The sequence below is a fragment of the Halarcobacter anaerophilus genome (genome assembly GCF_006459125.1).
GTDB classification, from domain to species: domain Bacteria; phylum Campylobacterota; class Campylobacteria; order Campylobacterales; family Arcobacteraceae; genus Halarcobacter; species Halarcobacter anaerophilus.
On record NZ_CP041070.1, the window covers coordinates 2070308 to 2092865 of the forward strand.

Below are 22558 nucleotides of genomic sequence, written 5' to 3' on the forward strand. Positions count from 1 at the left end.
GCTCCTATTTTAATAAAAGTTGATATTTTACCATAATTAAATTTAAGGATATAAACAGAACTTTTTCAATAAAATTGCCTATATTTTAGAGGAAAGACTGTTTAATTAGAATGAATCTCAAACAAAAATTTAAAAATTTTTTATTTAAAAAAATTGCTCAAAAAAAATATGATAAAAGTCTCTCTGATATCAAAATTAAAAAAATTTTAATAATTAGAGATGGTGGTATCGGTGATGCTATATTAAGCTATCCATTAATAAGAGAATTAAAAAAATTCTATCCTGAAGCAAAAATTGATGTATATGCTAGTTTAAACAACTATTTTATGTATAAATATGTTCCTTGGGTTAATACTGTTTATTTAAAACATAAAAAAAGACATTGGTTTAAAACTTGGGTTGAAGTATTTAAAATGAGACAAAACCACTATGATTTGGCTATTGATGATACAGTAATAAGATTTCATAGAACTCTTTATACTAAGATTATAAATCCAAAATTTGTTTTAGCTTCAAGCGGTAAAAAAGAGAGATACGGTTTTGATAGAAGTGAACTTAGCTTTTATTATAAAGTATATGGAATCCCTGATAAAATCATCCATATAGTTGATGAACGATTAAAAGTTCTCAAATTTTTAGGGATTAGAAATCCTAATAATAAAATGGTATTCCCTCTACCAAAAGAAGAAAATAAAGATATTATAAACTATCTTGATAGATTTAAAAGCTATAAATTAATTGGATTGAATACCGATGCTTCTCATGAAAACAGAACATTAAATACAGAACAAATTATCAACTTATGCAAATTTCTAAAGAATGAAAATGTAAAAATAATACCTTTTTGTGTTCCTAACAAATTTAATTACTTTAAAGAGCTTATAGAAAAGAATAATTTAACAAATGTTGAATTACCATTTAAAACAAAAAATATATATGAAGCAGCCCAAATAGTAAAAGAATTAGATTTATTAATTACGCCTGATACAAGTTTTGTACATATTGCATCAGGATTAAATATTCCTACTATCGGTCTATTTTGGAATGATCCAACAAAATATATTTTATGCGCGCCTAGAAGTGATATTTCAATAGCAATAACACCTCAAGGTAAAGAATCAAATCTGAAAAATATAGATTTAAAAGAGATCCAAGAAAAAGCTTTTGAAGTTTTAAATATCTAAAAAATAATTTTTTTTATTTTTTTAGATACTTATTTACAAATTTATCCCATCTTCTGTTTATTCTTCTTCTAGCAAAATATGGGATTTTGTTTGGTAAAGTAAAATGGGATACATCGCCTAAACCATCTATTAAAACCAAATCAAAATCTGTTTCGCTGTTTTTTCTAAGAAGTATATTTTTAGGCATCATTCCATAATTAAAAATAATACAATTATCTATAAAGTATTGTTTATACTTTTCTAACTCTCTTTTATATTTTTCTACATCGTTTTCTTTAAGATAGTATGCAAAACTTTTAGAAACTTGACCGTCATAATCTTTTATTAGCTCAATTATAAAACCATGACCTTTATTGGTTTTAACTTCGCCGAAATATTGAGGTAGATGTTTCCAATTTTTTAAGCCTTTTTTTTGTAACTGCTTATAATAACTAATCTCTTTTTGAGACTGTTTATTTTTCTCTCTTTTATTATTTTCATATGTAACTTTTACTGTTTTATTATTATCTTTTGGATGTAAATAACAAGCTCTTTCGCTACCTTTTGCTATAAAATCTTTATCTTCTAAAATCAGCACCAACTCTCCTATATCGTCTCAAACAGTTTACAAAGTTTAACAAACTGTTTTTTTTCGTCAAATAGTTCATCTGCCCTATTTTTACCGTTTTTTGCCAAATAGTTCTTAAAATCCGGATTATCATAAAGTTTTTCAATTTTTAAAGCTAAATCATGGGAATCTTCACTTTTAAAAAGCAAACCTGTTTTTTCATTTTCAACTATTTCCAAACTTCCTCCGCTGTTAGAGGCTATTACTGCTGTTTGATTTTTCATCGCTTCAATTGTAACTAAACCGAAGGTCTCGTTTTTTGAGGTCATTAGAACTACATCGCAAGCTTGCATAAATTTGTTTACTTCTTTGCTAAAACCTACAAAAGTAATCAATTCATTTAATTTATCATTTGTAACTTTTTGTTTTAGTTTATCTAAATATTCTTGACTCATTGCATGACCTATTATATATGCTTTAATATTTAGGTTTTTCCTTTTTAACTCTTTTATTGCATCTATTAAAAGATGTTGACCTTTAAACTCATTTATTCTTCCAATAAGAGATATCATAAATGAATCTTTAATTTTGAATTTATCTTTAAAGCTTTGAATTTCCTCTTTACTAAAAAATTCTGCATTTTCTGCCCCAAGATATAAAGTTTTAGTTTCAGGTCTTATTTTTTTAGGAATAAACATCTCTATTTGTTGTTCTAATGTTTTTGTTACACAAATAATAGTATCGATATTTTTATATAAAAATTTATGATAAAAATCATCTTTAAATCTTGTCATTGTCATATGACGAGTTTGAACAATTTTCGGTTTTCTTTTTGAAAATATTTTTGCAAAAACAACTATTGGAATATCTTTTGTCCAGTGAAGATGAACAATATCAATACCTTTTTCATCTATTATTTTGGCAAGTTTTAAAGAAGACAGAAGAGAAAAACTACTTTTTCTTTTTAGTTCAAAAACTTCTAAAGCGTTATCAAGATAATCTTTTAATTTAGAACTTTTTGAAACTACGCAAAAAAGTTCAAACTCTTTTGAAAGTTCATTAGAACATCTACTCATATAAAGTTCAAGTCCGCCTAAATCAGGAGATAAACAAACTTCTAAAATCTTCTTACTTTTCATTTTTTTGCATCTCTAACATCAGGGCATATTTCATATAAGAGCTAAAAGAAGAGATAATAGCAACATTCCATCCGTTTATTCCGTGAAAAGCTCCACCTTTTAAAATCAAAGTTTTAAACAAAGCTCCGATTCCGTGAATAATAGGATCAAAACTATGAGCTTTTTTACCCTCTTCCAAAGCTAAAACGGCACCTCTTTTTATAAATTTTTCAGTTGTTCTTATCATATGAGCATAATCTTCATAAGAATAATGTAACATATCTGCATCTAAATCATGTACATTTTCAGTTTCAACTTTTGCATGACCTTTTGCTCTTGAATATCCGCATTTTGTACGATTATACAGTCGTGTAACTCTATCTGGGTACCAAAGTTTTATAAAGTTTTTTCCCACATAAGTTTTTCTTGCAAAAGAATAAGCATCATAAGGTGTGTTTTCCAAATCCAGCATTTTTATTGCTTCTATTGCATTTACATCTAATCTTTCATCTGCATCAATACTTAAAATCCAATCATTTCTGGCAAAAGGAGCGCCAAAAGCTTTTTGTGGACCGTCCCCTAAATACTCTTGTTTTATCACCGTTGCACCCAACTCTTCTGCTATTTGGCAAGTTTTATCCGTACTTAGGGAATCAACTACTACTATATCGTCACAAACACTCTGAACTGATTTTATAACTTCTGCAATATTTTTTTCTTCATTTAGTGTTATTATATTTGCTGTAATTTTCAAAATAAAAAACCTTATTTTTGTATGTAGTCGGGCATTATATAACAAGTTTAATTTAAATAGGATATAATTAGCCTTTCTAAGGGATTATATGAAACAAAAAACAGCCGTAATTTGTCTATCAAGGGTAAATGGAGGTATGGAATTAGCCTCTGTTAAATTAGCAAGAATATTAAGCACAAAAGTTGAGATTGAATTTATAGCAAGAGACAAAAGCTATATTTTAGAAAAAAAAGAGCATTTTGAAGGGTATAAGATAAAAGTTCATAAGGTTTGTTTTTCCAGTAATTTATCTTTAAGCCTTATAAAAAGTGTAAGAGATATATTAATTAAAAACTCTATTAAAAATGTGATTTTTTTAGGAGCTTCAGAGATGAAATCTCTGTATTTTGCCACTCTTGGCTTAAATATCAATTTTATAATCAGACAAGGTTCTAAAAAAACTACTTCAAAAAAAGATTTTTTTCATAAACTTTTTTATTCAAACGTAAACTATTTTGTCGGTAATTGCGAGTATATGAAACAAAATATTATTGATATTTTACCCATTCCTAAAAAAGCAAAAGTCACACGAATATACTCCTCATTAAAACTTGATAAAGAAGTTTCTTTTAAAGAATATGACGGAAAAATTGATTTAGTTCATGTAGGAAGAGTACATCCCGGGAAAGGACAATTAGAGGCTATTAAAGCCTGTGCAATTTTGTATAAAAACAGTATTAATTTTAATATAAAATTTTTAGGCGATATTCAAGATGAAAACTATTATAAAAATATTCAAAAATATTTAGAAACGATAAAGTATAAAGAAAAAATTGAGTTTGTGGGATACACAAATGAAGTAAAAAAATATCTTCAAAAAAGTGATATTTTTATTTTTCCAAGTTTGGGAGAAGGTATGAGTAATGCAATTATAGAATCTCTTGGATTTGGGCTCATTCCTATTATTTATAATGACACTTCATCACCTGAATTCAAAGATTTAGGTTTTCATATACATTTAACAAAAGAGAATAGTTTAAAAGAGTTGGAAAAAATTGTTTTAAATGTAGCACAAAATATAAAAGAAGAGAAAGAAAAAGCAAAAGAAAATCATAAAAAAGCTTTAGAGATTTTTGCACCCAGCAGAGAACAGAAAGAATATTTAGAGCTTTTAAGATAATAAGGACAAATTTATAATGAAAATATTAGTAACAGGAACAGCAGGATTTATAGGAAGTCATTTGAGTTTAAAACTTCTTGAAAGAGGAGATGAAGTAGTAGGCTTAGATAATATAAATGACTATTATGATCAGAATGTAAAATATGGAAGACTTCAAAGAGGTGGCATAATACAAGAAATAGAAGAAGGGAAAGAAATACCTTATGGAAAATTATTAACTTCTAGTACAAACCCAAAATATAAATTTATTAAATTAAATCTTGAAGATAAAAAAGCAATGATGCAACTTTTTGAAAAAGAGAAATTTGATGCCGTTTGTAATCTTGCAGCCCAAGCGGGAGTAAGATATTCGTTAACAAATCCAGATGCATATATTGATAGTAATATTATAGGATTTATGAATATTCTTGAAAGCTGCCGACATAATAATGTCAAAAATCTTTGTTATGCTTCATCTTCTTCCGTATACGGACTAAATGAAGAACTTCCTTTTTCGACAAACCATAATGTAGATCATCCTATCTCACTCTATGCTGCATCTAAAAAGTCAAATGAACTTATGGCACATACTTATAGTCATCTTTTCGGTATAAGTACCACTGGACTTAGATTTTTTACTGTTTATGGTCCATGGGGAAGACCGGATATGGCACTTTTCTTATTTACTAAAGCAGCTATTGAAGACAAAAAAATAGATGTATTTAATAATGGTGAGATGTTAAGAGATTTTACTTATATAGATGATATAGTTGAAGGTGTCATCAGAGTAATAGATAACCCGGCAAAACCAAATAAAAATTGGGATAAAAAAGAACCTTCAACATCAAGTGCTCCATATAAAGTGTATAATATAGGGAATAACAATCCTGTAAAACTAATGGATTTTATAACAGCTATAGAAAATAAATTGGGTAAAAAAATTGAAAAAAATATGATGCCTTTGCAAGCAGGTGATGTACCGGCAACATATGCAGATGTTACAGACTTAGTAGAAGATTTAGGTTATAAACCTGCAACACCGATACAAGAAGGTATAAATAAGTTCGTAGATTGGTATTTAGAGTTTTTTGGATATAACAAAAATTTATAATTATTTAGAAGGAAAGAGTTTTTTAATGAATAAAATATGTGTAATTGGACTAGGATATGTAGGGCTTCCTCTAGCTCATGCATTTTCTTCAAAATATGAAGTAGTAGGTTTTGATATTTCAAAATGGAGAATTGATGAGTTATCAAAAGGATATGACAGGACTTTAGAATTATCAGAAAACCAAGTAAATGAAGCTATAAAAAATGGCATGAAATTTACTTTAAATATTGATGATATAAAAGATTGTAATATTTATATAGTAACAGTTCCTACGCCGATAGATAAAAATAAAAGACCTGATTTAACACCTCTTATAAAAGCCAGTGAAACTGTGGGAAAAGTTTTAAAAAAAGATGATATAGTAATATACGAATCTACAGTATACCCGGGAGCTACAGAAGAAGAGTGTGTACCTGTACTTGAAAAATTCTCTAATCTTAAGTTCAATCAAGATTTTTATTGCGGTTATTCTCCTGAAAGGATTAATCCGGGGGATAAAACACATACCGTAACAAAAATATTAAAAGTAACAAGCGGAAGTACTCCTGAAATAGGTGAAAAGGTAAATAAACTTTATTCTTCTATTATTACGGCAGGAACTCACTTAGCTCCTACAATAAAAGTTGCAGAAGCTGCAAAAGTAATAGAAAATTCTCAAAGAGATATAAATATAGCTTTTGTAAATGAACTTGCTATTATTTTTAACAAACTAGGTATTGATACAAATGCCGTTTTAGAAGCAGCGGGAACAAAATGGAACTTTTTACCGTTTAGACCAGGACTTGTAGGAGGTCATTGCATAGGAGTAGATCCATATTATCTTACATTTAAAGCACAAAGTATAGGATATAATCCGGAAATAATACTTTCAGGACGTAGATTAAATGATAATATGGGTATCTATGTAGCTAATCAAGTAATAAAACTAATGATAAAAAAAGGTCATAGAATAGAAGGTTCAAAAGTATTAGTATTAGGTATTACTTTTAAAGAAAACTGTCCAGATATTAGAAATAGTAGAGTAATAGATGTAATAAAGGAATTACAAGAATTCGGTTGTAATTGTGAAGTTTATGACCCATGGGCAGACAGTGACGAAGTACAACATGAATATGCTTTAAACTTAATTCAAAGTTCAGCATTGAACATTCAAGATTACGATGGAATTGTACTTGCAGTTGCCCACAAGGAGTTCAAAACTTTGGATTTTACAAACAGGGGAAAAGCAGTTCTTTTTGATATCAAATCTATCTCTAATAATAGTGATGGGAAATTATAATTCTGCATTAAGACCTTTAAACTTATTTTCTTAATCTTTTTATCTTTTTTAAGTAAATCAAGATATATACTTTAAAAAAGATAAAAAATTATTTTACAAGTTCTAATATTTTTTTACTTCTCGCTTCATAAGTAAAATTTTTCAAGCAATAGTCGTATGCATTTTCTGAAAGTTTTTTCATATTATTTTGATTATCAATTAAGCTACTTAAAGCTTTTATCCACTCATTTACATCATCATTTTTTACAAAAATAGCATGATTTTCATTTATTGATTCTCTTATTGCCGGTAAATCTGAGCAAATTATAGACTTCTTTGAAGCCATATATTCAAAAATTTTTATAGGTGACATATAATCACTATTTCTATTACCTGCTTTTTCTCCTTGATATGGAGCTAATAAAATATCACACATATTTCTATACTTATAAGTCTCTTTAGGATTGATAAAACCATAAAAAAATAAATTATCTAACTTTTTAGATTTTTCTTTCCAATATATTATATCTTCTTTTTTCCCTCCAATTATATGAAAATCAATATTTGCAAAATGTTTTGCTAACTCAATTATTGTTTCTATTCCTCTACCTTTAAAAAGACTTCCTATATATCCAATATTTATTTTGTCTTTAGAAAATTCAATATCAGGTAAATCTTGATTATTAAAAAGTCCTGTAGCACTTTGGGCAACTGATATTTCATCTTCTTTAAGATTGTAGCTTTTACTGTAAATTTCTCTAAGCTTTTTTGAAATAGTTACAAATTTTATTTTATTTTTTTTAATACCTAAAAATTTTTTAAACATTTTGTGTTCAAAATCATTTTTACGGAAAGGTTCATGTCTTTCAAAAAGAGTAAAATAACCGTTTTTTTGAGTTAAGTAAAAAGCAAACATATCATCTCTACCGTAAACAAAATCAGGATTAATCTTTTGAACTTTTTTTAAACAAAGATAAGAATATATTTTTTTCTTAAGATATTTTATATTTGGTGAATATATCTTCTTTAGAATAAAATTCTCTTCAACACCATAATATTCAAAGATATCATCTATCTCTTTTTCTTCTAATTTTTTAGTCCAAGGTGCCAAAAGTATTACTTCATGTCCTAGAGAAGCAAAGGAACTACACATTTTCATCACATTTATACTATTTGCTGTTCGTGAAGGTATTATTGATCTTGATATATATACTATTTTCATTTTTCTTCCTATCTTGTGATACCGATTATTAAAAATAAAATTACAAATATAAAATATTTTATTAGTAAGTTTCTATTCATATCGCAATATTCTATATTTTGTTCCTTATTAGTAATCATTGCACTTATTAATACGACAAAAAGTGGCAAGGTAAATGTTCCAAAAAACAATCCTGGAAGCATAAATACCAAAGTAGCCAAAGTCATTATAATCATAATATCTTTTTTATGTTTTGTTGTATTTTTATAAAACAAAATTGTATATATCAAATACAAAAAAGAAATTGCACCTAAAAGTCCAGTTTGTAATAATATTTGAATATAGACATTATGCGGTTTTGTTAAAGATAATACTATATATTTATATTTTTCAGGTAAAATGGAATATACTTCATCCATATGATCTCCTGTACCTACACCCCATATAAGATTATTTTTTATTACATCAATAGCATATTTTGAAAATCCTAATCTTAAACCTATAGAAGAATTATAATCTTCATTTTCCAATACTTTATTTATACTATTAATAGTTAAGTTGACTCTAGCATTAACTGTATCCGCATAATTATAAGCTAAAGTACTTATTATTGTTAAAAAAAGTATTGTTACAGCTAAAACTTTAACAATTTTCTTTTTAAAAGTTAGAAAAACTACAACTAAAATAATAAATATATATAGAATATACCCTGTTCTACTTGCGATAAAAGACATATTAAGAGAAGCTGTAGTCATAAAAACAAGACTAAAAACTTTAACTCCTATTGGAATATGCCTCTTATTTAATAATTGATAAAGTAGAATAGCAACAACCAAAGCTAAACCAACATTATGATCAAGATGAGAAAAAAATGGGGCAGGACTAGTTCTACGATAAACCTCATAAATTTCATATTTTCCAATAGAAAATTCTAAAGGAAAAATTCCAAAATGAATTAAATATGAAAATATTTCGGCAACTAGCATCCCTAAAATAAAGGCTGTTACTATTCTCCAAACAAATCTTTTATCCAAAAAAGATAAAAACATTAAAGGGAAAAGCAAATATTTTGCTTTATCCATATGAGATTTTCCATAAGCTATATTATCAGTATATAGCATTCCAAAAGCATTTATAAAATAAAAGAGCAAAAAAGCTTGTACTATTTTATTTGAAAAAGCCTCTTTTAAATAAAACCAATAATCTCGTCTATATAAGAAAAGAACCAGCATAACAAAAAACATAGAGCTTTTTGCCCCATTATGTATCGGTATTAAAAAAGTATATAAAACTAGAAGATGGTTTAACCAAAGGGTTATTTTATCTTTTAATTCTTGAGAGGGTGCACTTAAAATACTTTTCATTATTTTCCTTTTTTATTATATTGCTTTATTAAATATTCAGTAATGGCTAAGTTTGCTTTGTAATACTCTAACATAGGCTCATTTTTAATATTTAAATTATCAAATCTTTTTGCTATATTTTTGTTATTTATTACTAAAGAGCCGTTAAAGCCATAATGTTTTTTACTATTGTCAAAAAGATTTGTTCCTATTGAGATATAATTTTTATCTTTCAGCGTTAAATTATAAAGCGTAGGAAATATATCTTTATGAGAACCTGCTACTTTCATATCAATATTTAATTTTTCTTTTAACTCTTTTGGAATATAAAAATAAAGAGGAATATTTTTTGAATTTAAAATCTGATTATTGTCATATTTCATAATTCCATCTATTGTATTATTATCTGCTGTTATTGCAATTATCGTATTATCTTTATATTTTGTTTTTTTAAACTCATCTAAAAATTTACCTATTTGATCAACGGCATAGGCATATGAAGCAAATCTCTGTTTTGCTAAATCTATATCTCCGGTTATATGTTTTTTTATTTTTTCGTTAAAAATGAGACTATTTCTTTTATAATCTTTTGGAACATTGTAAGGTGGATGATTATTTGTTGTAAGAGCAACTATAAACTGTTTTTTATTGTCACTGTTTTCAAGTTTTTTTAGAATATGTTTCATCAAATATTGGTCGTAAATTCCCCAAGGATGAAAATAATCCTCTTTTGGTTTTGATTTATCATTTAAATGCTCATAAATATTTATTTTACCCTCTACATTTTTATAACCTTGGTATTTAACGAAATTACCTAAATTTCTCCAAGTTAAATCACCTCCATACACAAAAGTGGTCTCATATCCTGCACTATCATATAAAAATGCCGGAGTATAAGTAAAAGGCGTTTGTTTATAAATAGATTGAGAAAAAGCAAAAGATTTAGGTCTATGAGGGATATTCAAAAGTAAAGATTCCAGACTAGAAATTGTTCCGTCACCTTCTGAAATAAAGTTTGTAAATAGAGTATCTTCATCAAAATGCTTTTTCAAACTTCCTAAAATATTAAAATCATCGCTTTGGTATTTTAAAATAGGCATACCGAAACTTTCAACCATAATTACGACTACATTATATTGTTTATCATCTTTTTTTTCTGTTCTATTTGTTATATTTTTTAATAAATCATCTCTATTTATATCTTTACTGCTTTTATAAACTTCAAAAGCTTTAGCTATATTTTTATCGTACCCTACAACTTTTAACAAATCATATTTTCTAGCTAAATACTTTTCTCTGGCACTTAAAGCATTTGTATAAGCTCTAAAACCATTGTGTGATACTTTATTTATAAAAGAATTAGTTGAAACATTCGGTATCATTTTTCCTAAAGGATACATCCCTAAAGTTCCACGAACCGCTAAAAAGTTTAATATAAAGATAATAAAAAAAATCAAAGCCGAAATTTTTAGCCCGAAGAACGAATTATAACTTTTATCTTTTATATTAAATATTTTTTTAACGGAAAAAAACAGACCAGACAGATACATAAAAAAGAGTGCCAAAATTAAAACTATGTGATAGTTTTGCCAAAAAGTTACAAGCAAAGCTTCTGTATCGTCATCAAAAAATCCAAAAAGTAAAATATTTATATGCTCTTTAAAATATGAATAAAAACCAAAATCCGTACATAAAAACAGAGAAACTATAAAATAGCAAATAAAGATATAATAGAGTAAAAACTTGTTAAAAATATTTAATAAAGACTCTTTTTTTATATAATACAAAATTATTAAAAAAAGCGTCGGAAGAACTTGTATATAACCGATTACCGTTAAATCAATTCTAAATCCCAAAAAAAAGGCTTTAGCTATGTCTTTATAAAATCCGTTTAAACTATTTAAAGGAGAATAGTAAATAAAAAAAACTAATCTAAATATAGACATCAGCACTAAAAATATTATATGTGCAAATATTAACTTTTTAAATATATTTAAAACTTTTGACATAATTATAGTATTCATATTAACTCTCTAAATTTTTTAATATCTTAAGAAGTTTAAAAAAACTTTTTCCATCTCTTCCTAAAATTTTATTTATAAATTTTATATCACTTAAGAAGATAAAAAAAGATAATTTATTTGCAAGATTTTTTAATCTTTTTTTAAATTCATAGTTTTTCGTCAAAGTGATATATTTATCTATTATATAGTTGAAATCTAATTCAAAATTTGCTCTTGTTTTTGTAAAAGAGAGAAGTAAAAGAAGAAAATCTCTAAATTGCAACAATTTTAAATCTACATCATCTTTAAAACTATCTTCCAAATCAATGGCATATATTTTATCCTCTTTAAATGTAAAGTTTCTAGCTTGTGCACCACCGTGAAACTGCTTGGAATTATGAATTTTAGAGAGTTCTAAAATAACTTTATCTATGAAAAAATACATTTTTTCTTTTGTAATATCTCTTTTTCTAATATATGAGTTTACGTTTTTACCGCAATCTTCCAAAACGAAAAAATCACTGTTTTGAAAAACTACTAAAGGAGTATTCAATCCCAAAGTTTTAAATTTTTTTATTTTTGATGTTTCATACTCCATAGCCTCTTTTGCTGTTTTGTTTTCAACAGGAAATAGTATCTCGAATTTTGTTAAAAAATAAAAAAATCTATGTGAAAATAGAGATTTAGTAGATCTTGCTTTTTTAAGCCAATATTTTTTATTATCAAAAACAACGGGAACAATCTCTTCCCCGCTTTGTTTACTCTTCTTTATTAAGAAAGTTTCAAACTCTTTATTCATATAAGAATCATTATCCAACAAACTACATGAAGTATAATAGCAAACATAACGGCAGAGGAACCTATATCTTTTGCAGTTTTAGCCAAAGGGGCATACTCTTTTGTAACTAAGTCGACTACATTTTCAATGGCTGAATTTACAAGCTCAATAATCAATACCAAAATTCCGCTAACCAGTAAAATAAGTTTATTTGATATGGAAGTATCTATCAAAATTATACCTGCAATAATAAATATTGCACAAAAAAGTTCTACTTTAAATGAACTCTCTGTTTTTAGTACATGTTTTAATCCACTTAAAGCATATGTTGTATTTTTAAACAGGTGATATTTGGGCTTATTATTCATTATTTATTTCTCTTATATAACTCTTTATAGAATTTTTTCCAACGTTTATGTTGCCAAAACCAAAGTTCAGGTTTATCTTTTATCTGTTTTTCTATTAAATCAGCTTGCATTTGAGTAAGCTCCTTGATTTTATCTTCTGTTTTAAATTCAGTTTTAGAAGGGTCTATCATTTTACCCACTTTTAAAGTATAATCTCTAAAATCATTCATAACACAAAAGATAGGAATAATAACAGCATCTAACTTTAAAGCCAATCTTGAAGTAGAATCAGTAGCCATTGCTTTTTTACCGAAAAACTTAATTTCAACTCCGTTTTTTATATTTTGATCTATTACCAAAGCCACTGCTTTTTTCTCTTTAAAAGCTTTTAACATCCCCTTAGCGGCAACTTTTTTTTCAAGCATTGTAATATTATTTCTATCTCTAGCTTCTATATACATGTTGTTCATATAAGGATTATCCATCTTTCTGTTTACTACTGCTAATTTCCCGTATTTTAAAGCAACATAAGGAAGAGCTAATTCCCAACCGCCGTAGTGAGCAGTTATATATATAATTTTTCTTTTACTCTTAATTGCTTCTAAAATAACCTCTTCATTTTCAACTTTCCCTTTTTTTAGAAGCTGCTCTTTTGAAATAGACTGATTTTCTACAAATTCATACAAATTAAAAACTAAAGATTTATATGAATTAAAAATAATCTTCTCTTTCTCTTCATTTGAAAGAGAATCTCCAAAAGCTAAGTCTAAATTTACTTTTGCTATATGTTTATGTTCTTTATTATATTTATATGCTAATTTTGCAACTAAAATAAGAATTTTTTTTGAAATATTTTTGGGAGTATAAGAAATTATATATTTAAAAATATTGTATAGAGTGTAATTAAGATAGTCCCTTATCTTTCTTATCATTAAGAAGTTCCTTCGCTATTTTTACTATATCTTCTTCATTGATATCATTTATTGAAAAATCTTCTTTTTTTAGTTTAAGAGGATTTACTTTTGATTTTGATTCAATGATTTTGTTTATATTAGTTATATAAGTGTTTCTTTTTCCTGGCGTACATCCAAAAATTGTAATTGAAGGGACATTTAAGGCCCATGCCATATGTGTGGGTCCCGTATCGTTTCCTATTACTAAATCCATTTTTGAGACTAAAAATTTTAAATCATTTAAATTTAGTTTAGGCAGAACTTTTGAGTTAGAATTTGAGCTTATAAATTCTGCACTCTCTTTTTCTTCATTACTTCCCCAAGCAATTAAAACATTTTCATCTAATATATTTGATATTTTAGCGAATTTCTCTTTAGAGTAAATTTTCGAGTCCCAACTAGCTCCGATTATTAATAATATATTCTTTTTATCTTTTGATAGAAATTTTTCAATATCTTCACTGTTTTGGTTAAAAAACAAAAAAGGTTTTTTTTCTAAAATCTCTTTTTTCGTATATGAAATATTTAAAGGTGTTAAAATAACATCCAAATTTCTTTCAATAACGTTTTTACAGTAATCAGAACTTATTCTTCTTTTATATAAATAAGAAGAGACTCCTTCTCTTGTAGAGGTTCTATCGAAACCTGCTATATCTTTTCCAAGAAGTCTTGATACTATTGCAGATTTTGCCAATCCTTGTGCATCGATTACCAAATCATAACTGTTTTTAGAGTAAGTTCTTACTTTAGTAACTTCTGTTGGTAACTTTTTTTTATCATTTTTTAATGCTTTTAAATTTAAAGTATAAATATTATCTATATCAGGATTATTTTGTAAAACAGGTGCAAAGACCTCTTCTACAAACCAATCAATTTTTATATCAGGATTACTCTTTTTTATAAATTGCAAGGCTAGCATGGCATGGATAATATCACCCATGGCAGAGAGTTTTACGATAGCTATTTTCATGAATAAATTTTAACCTTTAAACCCTTTGGTATCTCTAACTTGTCAATATCATTTTCAATCATAAATATAGGTCTGTCCAAACAGACTCTTAATTTATTGTTTTTTAAATTATATTTTACATTCGGCATGGACATATCTTGATTAATCATCAAATTCAATGATATCATAAAAGATAACCACTGCATAACTTCAAAATCAGGCAAAAGCTGTTCATACTCTTTTAAATCTTTTCTTTTAGGCAAAGATTTTTTAGAGAATTTGATAATATGTGCAACAGTTACTCTTGAAGAGTGAAGAAAATCATAATTCAAGCCGTTTAAGATAAAATCAAAAGTATTATCATTTGACTTGTAAAAATTTAGCACTGTTCCTATTGAATGAAGTTTTGAAGCTATAACCAACAGCTGCCTATATTTTTCATTTAAATTATGCAAAGGTGCTAACACATCAAAAATAGCTTTTGCATTACGTCCGAAATATGAACTCTGTTTTGGATCTATTTCAAATCTGTCAAGCATACTTCTAACACTTACATTAAAGTTTGCAGGAAAAATTCCATTTGAATTTCTTAAAAGATCATCTAAATAAATCCCCTCTCTAACCCCTGCACCTGAGGTAATCACTCTTTTTATTTGCAACTCTTCTAAAATTGTTTTAAAAATAAATGTTCCCTCTTTTATCGTATCGACTCTCTCTTTTTTTACACCCAATGATTTTAAGCTTAAACAATCTTTTGCTTCTAAAATCGCATCGTAAATATACATATTCAAATCAGTGCTGTAATTAAAGCCGTGTAAAATATCAAGAGGATAAGAGTTCTTAGCCATAATAATTCTACTTAAAGCTCTTATTGTTCCACCTATACCTACAATAGTATTGGGAATTTCATAACCGCAATGTAGAACCTCTTCAAGTTTTTCCAAAATATATCTTTTAGCTGCTTCAAAATCGTTTTTTTTGAAAAAAAGCTCATTTATTCTGACTGTTCCTATATTTAATGAAATACACTTTTCTATTTTTCTATTTTTTACAAAAGCAAATTCCGTAGAACCTCCACCTATATCAACTGTTACAAATTCATTGTCATGAAGTAGATTTAAGGCTGCTACTCCACCGTAATATGCCTCTTTTACTCCATCAATAACTTTTATGCTTAATCCCAATTCATTTTTTACTTTTTGTAAAAAAACTTTTGCATTGGGAGCATCCCTTAATGCAGAGGTTGCTACACATATTATTTTTCTGGATTTGAGTGCTTTGGAGATATTTAAAAAAGATTGCAAAGAGTTAAATGCTCTTTGCATAGGAGCTTCTTGAAGGTTACCATTATTTTCATAGCAACCTTCTGAGATTTTAACACGACTTCGCGTCTCGTTAATCAAGTTAAAAGCAAACCTACTGCTTTTTTCCAAAACAACCATTCGCATTGAGTTTGACCCAATGTCTATAATAGTTGTTATCTTGGCCATATTATGCTTCTTCTTCCTGTAATTGTTCGTACTTGAATTGTAGTTCTTCCATTGTTTCTTGATTATCAGAATCTACGATAATACAATCAACAGGACAAACTTCTACACATGCCGGTTCTTCATAGTGACCAACACATTCTGTACACCTGTCCGGATCAATAATATATATTGGATCACCTTCTTCTATAGCATAATTTGGACATTCTTCCCTACATGCATCACATGCAATACATTCATCAGTAATTATTAAAGACATCTACCTTTTCCCTAACTAAAATATTCTGTTGGAGTTATAACCTAAATATCTTTAACTTTTTCTTTAAGTAGTATAAAAAAACAATCTTTTTTAGTCACAATTAAGAATTTATGAATTTAAAATACAAAAGGTTACTAAAATATACAAATTTGAAAAGTAAATAAGGAGAAAAAAAGGAGCATAAAATGGATTTTAAAATCCATTTTATACTTAAAAAAATTATGAGATAACTTTGATTATCTCTTTTGCCGCTTCTCTTCCGTCAACAGCAGCAGTAACAGCTAAATGGGCACCTCTTTGGCAATCTCCACCTGCATATACTTTTTTATTTGAAGTTTGATAGTTGTTTGTTACTATTCCACCCCAAGAGTTAAGTTCAACATTTAGTTGACTTAAGAATTTTGGAGCTTCAGGAGAGAATCCAAGAGCAAAAATAATAACATCTGCTTCTTCTACAAACTCACTTCCTTCAATTATTTTAACTCTTTGTCTTCCACTTTCATCGGCTTGGCTTAAAGTTGTTTCTAAAAGCTCAATTCCGACTGCTTTATCACCCTCTTTGATGATTTTATTAGGACTTACATTGAAAATAAACTCTACACCCTCTTCTTTTGAGTTTACAACCTCTTTTTTTGATCCGGGCATATTTGCTTCATCTCTTCTGTAAAGACATTTTACCGTTGAAGCACCTTCTCTAACTGATGATCTTACGCAGTCCATTGCAGTATCACCACCACCTATTACAACAACTCTTTTATTTTTTACATCAATAAAATCACTGTTTTTCTTACCTAGGTTTCTTTTTTGAATTCCTGTTAAAAACTGCATTGCAAGGTAAGCATTTGAAGCATCTTCACCTTGAATTTTAGGAAGTCTACCCTCTTTTGCTCCAATTCCAAGATAAATAGCATCAAACTCTTTTTCAAGAGATTCAACACTTTTATCTTTTCCTATTTCACAATTTAAATGCAGTTTCATTCCTGCTTCAAGCAACCAGTTGATTCTTCTGTCAACAGTTGTTTTATCAAGTTTAAATCCAGGAATACCGTACATTAAAAGTCCACCGGCTCTATCTTCTCTTTCAAACATTTCAACTTCGATACCACGTCTAAGAAGAAAAGTTGCAGCAGAAATTCCAGATGGTCCAGAACCTACAACTGCTACTTTTTTACCTGAAGTTAAAGGTGCAAACTTCGGTTTTAAACCGTTTTCAAAAGCTCTTTCATTTAGGTGTGTTTCAATCGCACCGATTGATATGGCACCGTGTCCTGTATTAAGTGAACATGCACCTTCGCAAAGTTTATCTTGTGGACAAATTCTTCCTAAAATTTCAGGGAAAGGAGATGTCTCATTTGATAAAGCAAAAGCTAAATCCATATTTTTTTCTGCCGTTTGTTTCAACCAAGCAGGAATAAAGTTATGAAGAGGACAACCTGTATGACAATATGGATCACCACATTGCATACATCTGTCTGCTTGTTCTCTTGCTCTGTGTTTTCCAAATATTTGATACACTTCACCGTAATCTTTTAATCTTTGTAAAACATCTCTTTTTTCAGGGTTTATTCTCTCAAATTTTGTAAAATTTAACATCTTCTTAATCTCCCTCCTCTGGATTAAGCGGTAAAACTGTCATATTTTTAGGTTTTACCAACCAGAAGTCTCTTATCTCTGCTCTAAAGTTTTCTAAAATTGATTCTGCTCTTGATGATTCTGTTTCATTTAGATAATCCATTAATAATCTTTTTAAATAGAGTCTCTCTCTTTCCGTGTCATCCGTATCAATTCTAACTGCCTCAATCAACTCTTGGTTCATTTTATCAACAAAATGTTTTTCAGGATCGTAAACAAATGATAATCCGCCTGTCATACCTGCACCGAAGTTAACCCCTGTATTTCCTAAAATAACAACAATTCCACCTGTCATATATTCACAAGCATTATCACCTGTTCCTTCAACAACAGCCGTACATCCCGAGTTTCTAACTGCAAATCTTTCACCTACAGCTGCTCTTACATAAAGTTTTCCGCCTGTTGCTCCATAAAGACAAGTATTACCTGCTCCTGCAAATTCAGGACCTTGATGAAGCGTATTTACGATAATTTTTCCACCGTTCATACCTTTACCCACATAGTCATTTGCCGCACCTTCTAAATAAAGGTTCATCCCTTTAGATAAAAATGCGCCGAAAGATTGACCTGCAATACCTTTTAAGAAGATATTTATTGAACCGTCAGGAAGTCCGCCATCTCCATAATATTTTGCAATTTCACCTGAAATTAACGTACCGAAAGATCTGTTTAAGTTACAGATATTTTCTTTAACTTTTATAGGTGCAGTCGGTTTTTCTATAGTTCTATGAACTTTTTTAAGAAGTTCTTTTTCAAATTTGTTTTTATCGAAAGGTTCATTTTTCTCTTTTTGACATGTATCAAAACCTTCGATTCTTCTTAAGATATTTTGAAAATCAAATTTTTTGGCAAAATCATCATCAATTACTTTTAATAAATCACTTCTTCCAATAATTTCTCCCAAAGATTTATATCCTAGTTTTGCAAGAATATTTCTAACATCTTCAGCTAAAAATGTAAAATAAGAGATAAGTCTTTCAACTGTACCGTTAAAGAATTCTCTTAAATCTTCATCTTGTGTTGCAACACCTACAGAACATTTATTTGTATGACAAATTCTTAAAATTTTACATCCTAAAAGTGTTAAAGAAGCTGTACCGAAAGCATATGATTCTGCTCCAAGCATCGCAGCTTTTACAACATCAAGACCTGTTTTTAACCCACCGTCTGTTTGAACATGAACAGACTCTCTTAAATGGTTTGCTTTTAAAGCATTATGAGCTTCAGAAAGTCCCATTTCCCATGGATTACCCGTATGTTTAATAGAAGTAAGAGGAGCAGCACCGGTACCACCGTCAGCCCCTGAAATTACGATTCTATCTGCATAAGCTTTTGCAACACCTGCTGCAATTGTTCCTACACCTATTGTAGATACAAGTTTAACTGTGATTTTAGCTTCAGGATTAATCTGTTTTAAGTCAAAGATCAATTGTGCCAAATCTTCAATTGAATAAATATCATGGTGTGGAGGAGGTGAAATAAGAGTTACACCTTCAACCGTATGTCTAAGTGAAGCAATAAGGGCAGTAACTTTATGTCCCGGAAGTTGACCTCCCTCACCTGGTTTTGCACCTTGTGCCACTTTGATTTGAATCTCTTGCGCACTTCTTAAATATCCAGGAGTTACACCGAATCTTCCTGAAGCAACTTGTTTGATTTTTGAGTTTTTAAGAGTCCCGAATCTTTTTGGATCTTCTCCACCTTCACCTGAGTTACTCATTCCGCCTATTGTATTCATAGCCATTGCCAAAGCTTCATGAGCTTCAGGAGAGATTGAACCGCAAGACATTGCTGCTGTCGCAAATCTTTTAAAGATATCCTCTTTTGATTCGACTTGGCTTACATCAATTGCTTCTTTATCTGAATTAAATTCAAAGAAGTCTCTGATAAATTTTTTATCTCTGTTTTCTACAAGCTCTTTTAATTTGTTGAAATCAGAAATATCTTCTTTGTTTTTTGCAAGTTTATTATGCATTGCATTTGTTGTAGCAGGACCGTAATCATGGTATTCACCACCCTCTAAATATTTATAATATCCACCTAGATTTAATGGGAACATATGTTTATTGTCAAAATATGCGTTGAAGTGTTGTTTTTCTATTCTATCTTCAATATCTTTATATGTAAGCCCTGCTAAATCAGAATGTGATCCAGTAAAACACTCGTTTATGATTTCATCACTTAATCCGATAATATCAAATAATCTTGAGTTTCTATATGATGCAACCGTAGAAATACCCATTTTAGACATAATTTTAAGAAGACCTGCATTTAATGCTTTTTGAGTATTTTTAAGAACTCTTTGCATTTTATATCTAGATACATCTTTTCTTTCATATAAAGCAACTACTGAAGAGTAAAGCATATATGGATAAATAGCAGTAGCTCCGTATCCGATTAATACTGCTGCCATATGAGGATCATAAACTTCTCCTGATACTGCAACAACAGATGCACTGTGTCTAATACCCTCTTCTAAAAGTTTTTCATTTATAAATCCTACTGCCATTGCCATAGGAATTATTTTTACACCTTTATTTACATCTCTGTCATCTAAAATTACAACAGAAACTTTATCCTCTTTTACTGCTTTAATTACATAAGAAGCCAATTGTTCTAAAGCTGCTTTTAAATCATTTTTAAATGTTGTAGAGAATACTCTGTTTTTGTAATATTCATCATATCTTGGAGAGTCTATATCCCCAAAAGATGTTAATACGTCAAACTTCTCTTTCATCATAATCGGACTTGCAACTTTTAATCTTTTTGCAAATTCCGGTCTTTCTGCTAAGACATTATGGATATGACCGAAGCCTGTCTCCAAAGACATTACTATTTTTTCTCTGTATGGATCAATTGGAGGATTTGTAACTTGTGCAAATTTTTGTCTAAAAAAGTCTGTAAAGTTTCTATCTACTTGAGAGAAACAGGCTAAAGGAGTATCATCACCCATAGAACCTACGGGCTCTTTCCCGTCTTTTGCCATTGGTCCTATCATTTGATCTAATACTTCATACGTAATATTGAAATATTTTTGTCTTTTTTCCAAATCATCGAATTTGTAATCTTCAATATCAATAAAAGATTCATCAATATACTCTTGAAGATATTCCATATCTCCGTTCAACCATTTACTGTAATTTTGTGAAGATTTTAGGTAATCATTGATATCGTCTTCTTTTAAAACTTTTCCGTGTTTTAAGTCGATACCCATCATTTGTCCGGATTGTAATCTTCCTCTTTCAACAATGATTTCTTCATCTAAACTTACCGTACCGTATTCAGAAGTAATATAGATTTTATGATCTTTTGTAATAATATATTTTGCAGGTCTTAAACCGTTTCTGTCAGTCAAACATCCAAGATGTCTACCGTCAGTTAAAGATACAGCCGCAGGACCGTCCCAAGCTTCCATTGCAGTTGATGTATATTCATAAAATGCTCTTAATTCAGGATCCATATGAGGTGCATTTTGCCAAGGTGCAGGAACCATACTTCTTGCAGCTTTAAAGAAATCAACCCCGTTTACAATCAAAAATTCAAACATATTATCCAATGATGCCGAGTCAGACCCGCCGTCTTGCAAAATAGGAAGAATTCTTTCTATCTCTTCTTTTGTAAAAACTTCTGATTCTACTTGTTCTGATTTAATTTGAACATTTACTCTGTTTGCTTCAACCGAGTTAATTTCACCGTTATGGGCAATTGATCTAAACGGTTGAGCCAATCTCCATTGCGGCAATGTATTTGTAGAAAATCTTTGATGAAACACAGCAAAAGAGATTTTGAAATCTTCGTCTCTTAAATCAATATAAAAATGTTTAATATGCGTCGGCATAATTAGCCCTTTATAGGCTATTACCTTAGATGAAAACGTTGGAATATAAAAATCATCTTTGTTAGCTAATTTGTGTTCACACTCTTTTCTTGTTAAATAAAGCATTGCATCAAATCTTTTTAGACTCATTAAAGCATTTGCACTTACAAATACTTGAATAATATGAGGTAAAGTCTCTAATGCTTGTTGCCCTAAAGCATCTGTTTCAACAGGCACTTCCCTTGTTAACAATACTTTTAAATCATTCTCTTCACACTGTAATTTGAATGTCTCAATATCTTCTAAATCTCTGGCAAAAATCATAGCTACAGCATATTTTTCAGGTAAATCAATACCTTTTTCCGAAGCTATTTTTCTCATAAATTTATCCGGCATAGATAGCAATAACCCTGAACCGTCTCCTGTTTTACCATCTGCTGCAACCGCACCCCTGTGCATCATTCGCTCTAGCGATGTTACGGCATCTTCTAAATTCTCATGACTTGGTCTGTTTTTTAAGTCAGCAATAAGACCAAACCCACAATTATCTTTAAAAGAAGTAAGTAAATCTAAATTACATCCCATCATTATCCTTTATAGTATCTTTATATTCCAAAAAAGTGGACGATTATACTCTTATTTTGTTTAAACGCTGGTTAAGATTTTTTTAAAGGATTTT

The 22558-nt window shown here is 28.9% G+C and carries 18 protein-coding genes; 4 read left to right on the forward strand and 14 right to left on the reverse strand.

The window, feature by feature from the left end:
• The first annotated feature begins 110 nt into the window (after positions 1–110).
• Complete coding sequence (locus AANAER_RS10290) at positions 111–1184, forward strand: glycosyltransferase family 9 protein (RefSeq protein ID WP_129081139.1); 1074 nt, start codon at positions 111–113, stop codon at positions 1182–1184.
• A gap of 13 nt (positions 1185–1197) precedes the next feature.
• Here AANAER_RS10290 and AANAER_RS10295 read toward each other — a convergent pair whose 3' ends face one another.
• From AANAER_RS10295 to AANAER_RS10305, 3 genes are read right to left on the reverse strand one after another with little or no spacing between them, the layout of a single operon-like run.
• The gene (locus AANAER_RS10295; RefSeq protein WP_129081140.1) at positions 1198–1761 is read right to left on the reverse strand and encodes a YrbL family protein; all 564 of its coding nucleotides are present in this window, start codon (positions 1759–1761) and stop codon (positions 1198–1200) included.
• Between the two features lie 8 nt (positions 1762–1769).
• The gene (locus AANAER_RS10300) at positions 1770–2870 is read right to left on the reverse strand and encodes a glycosyltransferase family 4 protein (RefSeq protein ID WP_129081141.1); all 1101 of its coding nucleotides are present in this window, start codon (positions 2868–2870) and stop codon (positions 1770–1772) included.
• Positions 2860–3603: a glycosyltransferase family 2 protein gene (locus AANAER_RS10305; protein WP_129081142.1), complete on the reverse strand. Its 744-nt coding sequence runs from the start codon at positions 3601–3603 to the stop codon at positions 2860–2862. The genes AANAER_RS10300 and AANAER_RS10305 overlap by 11 nt, the downstream gene beginning before the upstream one ends.
• 88 nt (positions 3604–3691) lie before the next feature.
• Here AANAER_RS10305 and AANAER_RS10310 point away from each other — a divergent pair, with 88 nt between their 5' ends.
• The 3 genes from AANAER_RS10310 to tviB are packed head-to-tail and all read left to right on the forward strand — an operon-like array spanning position 3692 to position 7131.
• Positions 3692–4762, forward strand: coding sequence for a glycosyltransferase (locus tag AANAER_RS10310; protein ID WP_129081143.1), 1071 nt, complete (start codon positions 3692–3694; stop codon positions 4760–4762).
• A gap of 16 nt (positions 4763–4778) precedes the next feature.
• A complete protein-coding gene (locus AANAER_RS10315; RefSeq protein WP_129081144.1) occupies positions 4779–5852 on the forward strand; it encodes an NAD-dependent epimerase in 1074 nt (357 codons plus the stop codon).
• Between the two features lie 25 nt (positions 5853–5877).
• Positions 5878–7131 carry a Vi polysaccharide biosynthesis UDP-N-acetylglucosamine C-6 dehydrogenase TviB gene (gene tviB, locus AANAER_RS10320; RefSeq protein ID WP_129081145.1) on the forward strand — a complete coding sequence of 418 codons (1254 nt, stop codon included), beginning with the start codon at positions 5878–5880 and terminating at the stop codon, positions 7129–7131.
• 88 nt (positions 7132–7219) lie between these two features.
• Here tviB and AANAER_RS10325 read toward each other — a convergent pair whose 3' ends face one another.
• From AANAER_RS10325 to gltB, 11 genes are all read right to left on the reverse strand, one after another.
• Positions 7220–8332, reverse strand: coding sequence for a glycosyltransferase (locus AANAER_RS10325; RefSeq protein ID WP_129081146.1), 1113 nt, complete (start codon positions 8330–8332; stop codon positions 7220–7222).
• Positions 8333–8340: 8 nt separating this feature from the next.
• Positions 8341–9675: an O-antigen ligase family protein gene (locus AANAER_RS10330; protein ID WP_129081147.1), complete on the reverse strand. Its 1335-nt coding sequence runs from the start codon at positions 9673–9675 to the stop codon at positions 8341–8343.
• Positions 9675–11678, reverse strand: coding sequence for an LTA synthase family protein (locus AANAER_RS10335; protein ID WP_129081148.1), 2004 nt, complete (start codon positions 11676–11678; stop codon positions 9675–9677). Before AANAER_RS10335 ends, AANAER_RS10330 begins: the two co-directional genes overlap by 1 nt.
• Position 11679: 1 nt before the next feature.
• A complete protein-coding gene (locus AANAER_RS10340; RefSeq protein WP_129081149.1) occupies positions 11680–12456 on the reverse strand; it encodes a BUD32 family EKC/KEOPS complex subunit in 777 nt (258 codons plus the stop codon).
• On the reverse strand, positions 12453–12803 hold the full coding sequence (locus AANAER_RS10345) for a diacylglycerol kinase (protein WP_129081150.1): 351 nt from the start codon (positions 12801–12803) through the stop codon (positions 12453–12455). Before AANAER_RS10345 ends, AANAER_RS10340 begins: the two co-directional genes overlap by 4 nt.
• Entirely contained in the window at positions 12803–13714 is a 912-nt protein-coding gene (locus AANAER_RS10350; protein ID WP_129081151.1) for a lipid A biosynthesis lauroyl acyltransferase, read from the reverse strand. The genes AANAER_RS10345 and AANAER_RS10350 overlap by 1 nt, the downstream gene beginning before the upstream one ends.
• A complete protein-coding gene (gene waaC / locus AANAER_RS10355; protein ID WP_129081152.1) occupies positions 13686–14705 on the reverse strand; it encodes a lipopolysaccharide heptosyltransferase I in 1020 nt (339 codons plus the stop codon). Before waaC ends, AANAER_RS10350 begins: the two co-directional genes overlap by 29 nt.
• Positions 14702–16174, reverse strand: coding sequence for a Ppx/GppA phosphatase family protein (locus AANAER_RS10360; RefSeq protein ID WP_129081153.1), 1473 nt, complete (start codon positions 16172–16174; stop codon positions 14702–14704). The genes waaC and AANAER_RS10360 overlap by 4 nt, the downstream gene beginning before the upstream one ends.
• Position 16175: 1 nt before the next feature.
• Positions 16176–16430, reverse strand: a complete 255-nt coding sequence (locus tag AANAER_RS10365; protein WP_044418002.1) for a YfhL family 4Fe-4S dicluster ferredoxin — start codon at positions 16428–16430, stop codon at positions 16176–16178.
• A gap of 219 nt (positions 16431–16649) precedes the next feature.
• The gene (locus tag AANAER_RS10370) at positions 16650–18023 is read right to left on the reverse strand and encodes a glutamate synthase subunit beta (protein ID WP_129081154.1); all 1374 of its coding nucleotides are present in this window, start codon (positions 18021–18023) and stop codon (positions 16650–16652) included.
• Between the two features lie 4 nt (positions 18024–18027).
• Entirely contained in the window at positions 18028–22464 is a 4437-nt protein-coding gene (gene gltB, locus AANAER_RS10375; protein WP_044417998.1) for a glutamate synthase large subunit, read from the reverse strand.
• Positions 22465–22558 lie beyond the last annotated feature (94 nt).

Bases quoted from the DNA above. Each gene is read 5' to 3' on its own strand.
- AANAER_RS10290 (WP_129081139.1), top strand. From the start codon at position 111: ATGAATCTCAAACAAAAATTTAAAAATTTTTTATTTAAAAAAATTGCT.
- AANAER_RS10300 (WP_129081141.1), bottom strand. From the start codon at position 2,870: ATGAAAAGTAAGAAGATTTTAGAAGTTTGTTTATCTCCTGATTTAGGC.
- AANAER_RS10310 (WP_129081143.1), top strand. From the start codon at position 3,692: ATGAAACAAAAAACAGCCGTAATTTGTCTATCAAGGGTAAATGGAGGT.
- AANAER_RS10315 (WP_129081144.1), top strand. From the start codon at position 4,779: ATGAAAATATTAGTAACAGGAACAGCAGGATTTATAGGAAGTCATTTG.
- tviB (WP_129081145.1), top strand. From the start codon at position 5,878: ATGAATAAAATATGTGTAATTGGACTAGGATATGTAGGGCTTCCTCTA.
- AANAER_RS10325 (WP_129081146.1), bottom strand. From the start codon at position 8,332: ATGAAAATAGTATATATATCAAGATCAATAATACCTTCACGAACAGCA.
- AANAER_RS10330 (WP_129081147.1), bottom strand. From the start codon at position 9,675: ATGAAAAGTATTTTAAGTGCACCCTCTCAAGAATTAAAAGATAAAATA.
- AANAER_RS10335 (WP_129081148.1), bottom strand. From the start codon at position 11,678: ATGAATACTATAATTATGTCAAAAGTTTTAAATATATTTAAAAAGTTA.
- AANAER_RS10340 (WP_129081149.1), bottom strand. From the start codon at position 12,456: ATGAATAAAGAGTTTGAAACTTTCTTAATAAAGAAGAGTAAACAAAGC.
- AANAER_RS10345 (WP_129081150.1), bottom strand. From the start codon at position 12,803: ATGAATAATAAGCCCAAATATCACCTGTTTAAAAATACAACATATGCT.
- AANAER_RS10350 (WP_129081151.1), bottom strand. From the start codon at position 13,714: ATGATAAGAAAGATAAGGGACTATCTTAATTACACTCTATACAATATT.
- waaC (WP_129081152.1), bottom strand. From the start codon at position 14,705: ATGAAAATAGCTATCGTAAAACTCTCTGCCATGGGTGATATTATCCAT.
- AANAER_RS10360 (WP_129081153.1), bottom strand. From the start codon at position 16,174: ATGGCCAAGATAACAACTATTATAGACATTGGGTCAAACTCAATGCGA.
- AANAER_RS10365 (WP_044418002.1), bottom strand. From the start codon at position 16,430: ATGTCTTTAATAATTACTGATGAATGTATTGCATGTGATGCATGTAGG.
- AANAER_RS10370 (WP_129081154.1), bottom strand. From the start codon at position 18,023: ATGTTAAATTTTACAAAATTTGAGAGAATAAACCCTGAAAAAAGAGAT.
- gltB (WP_044417998.1), bottom strand. From the start codon at position 22,464: ATGGGATGTAATTTAGATTTACTTACTTCTTTTAAAGATAATTGTGGG.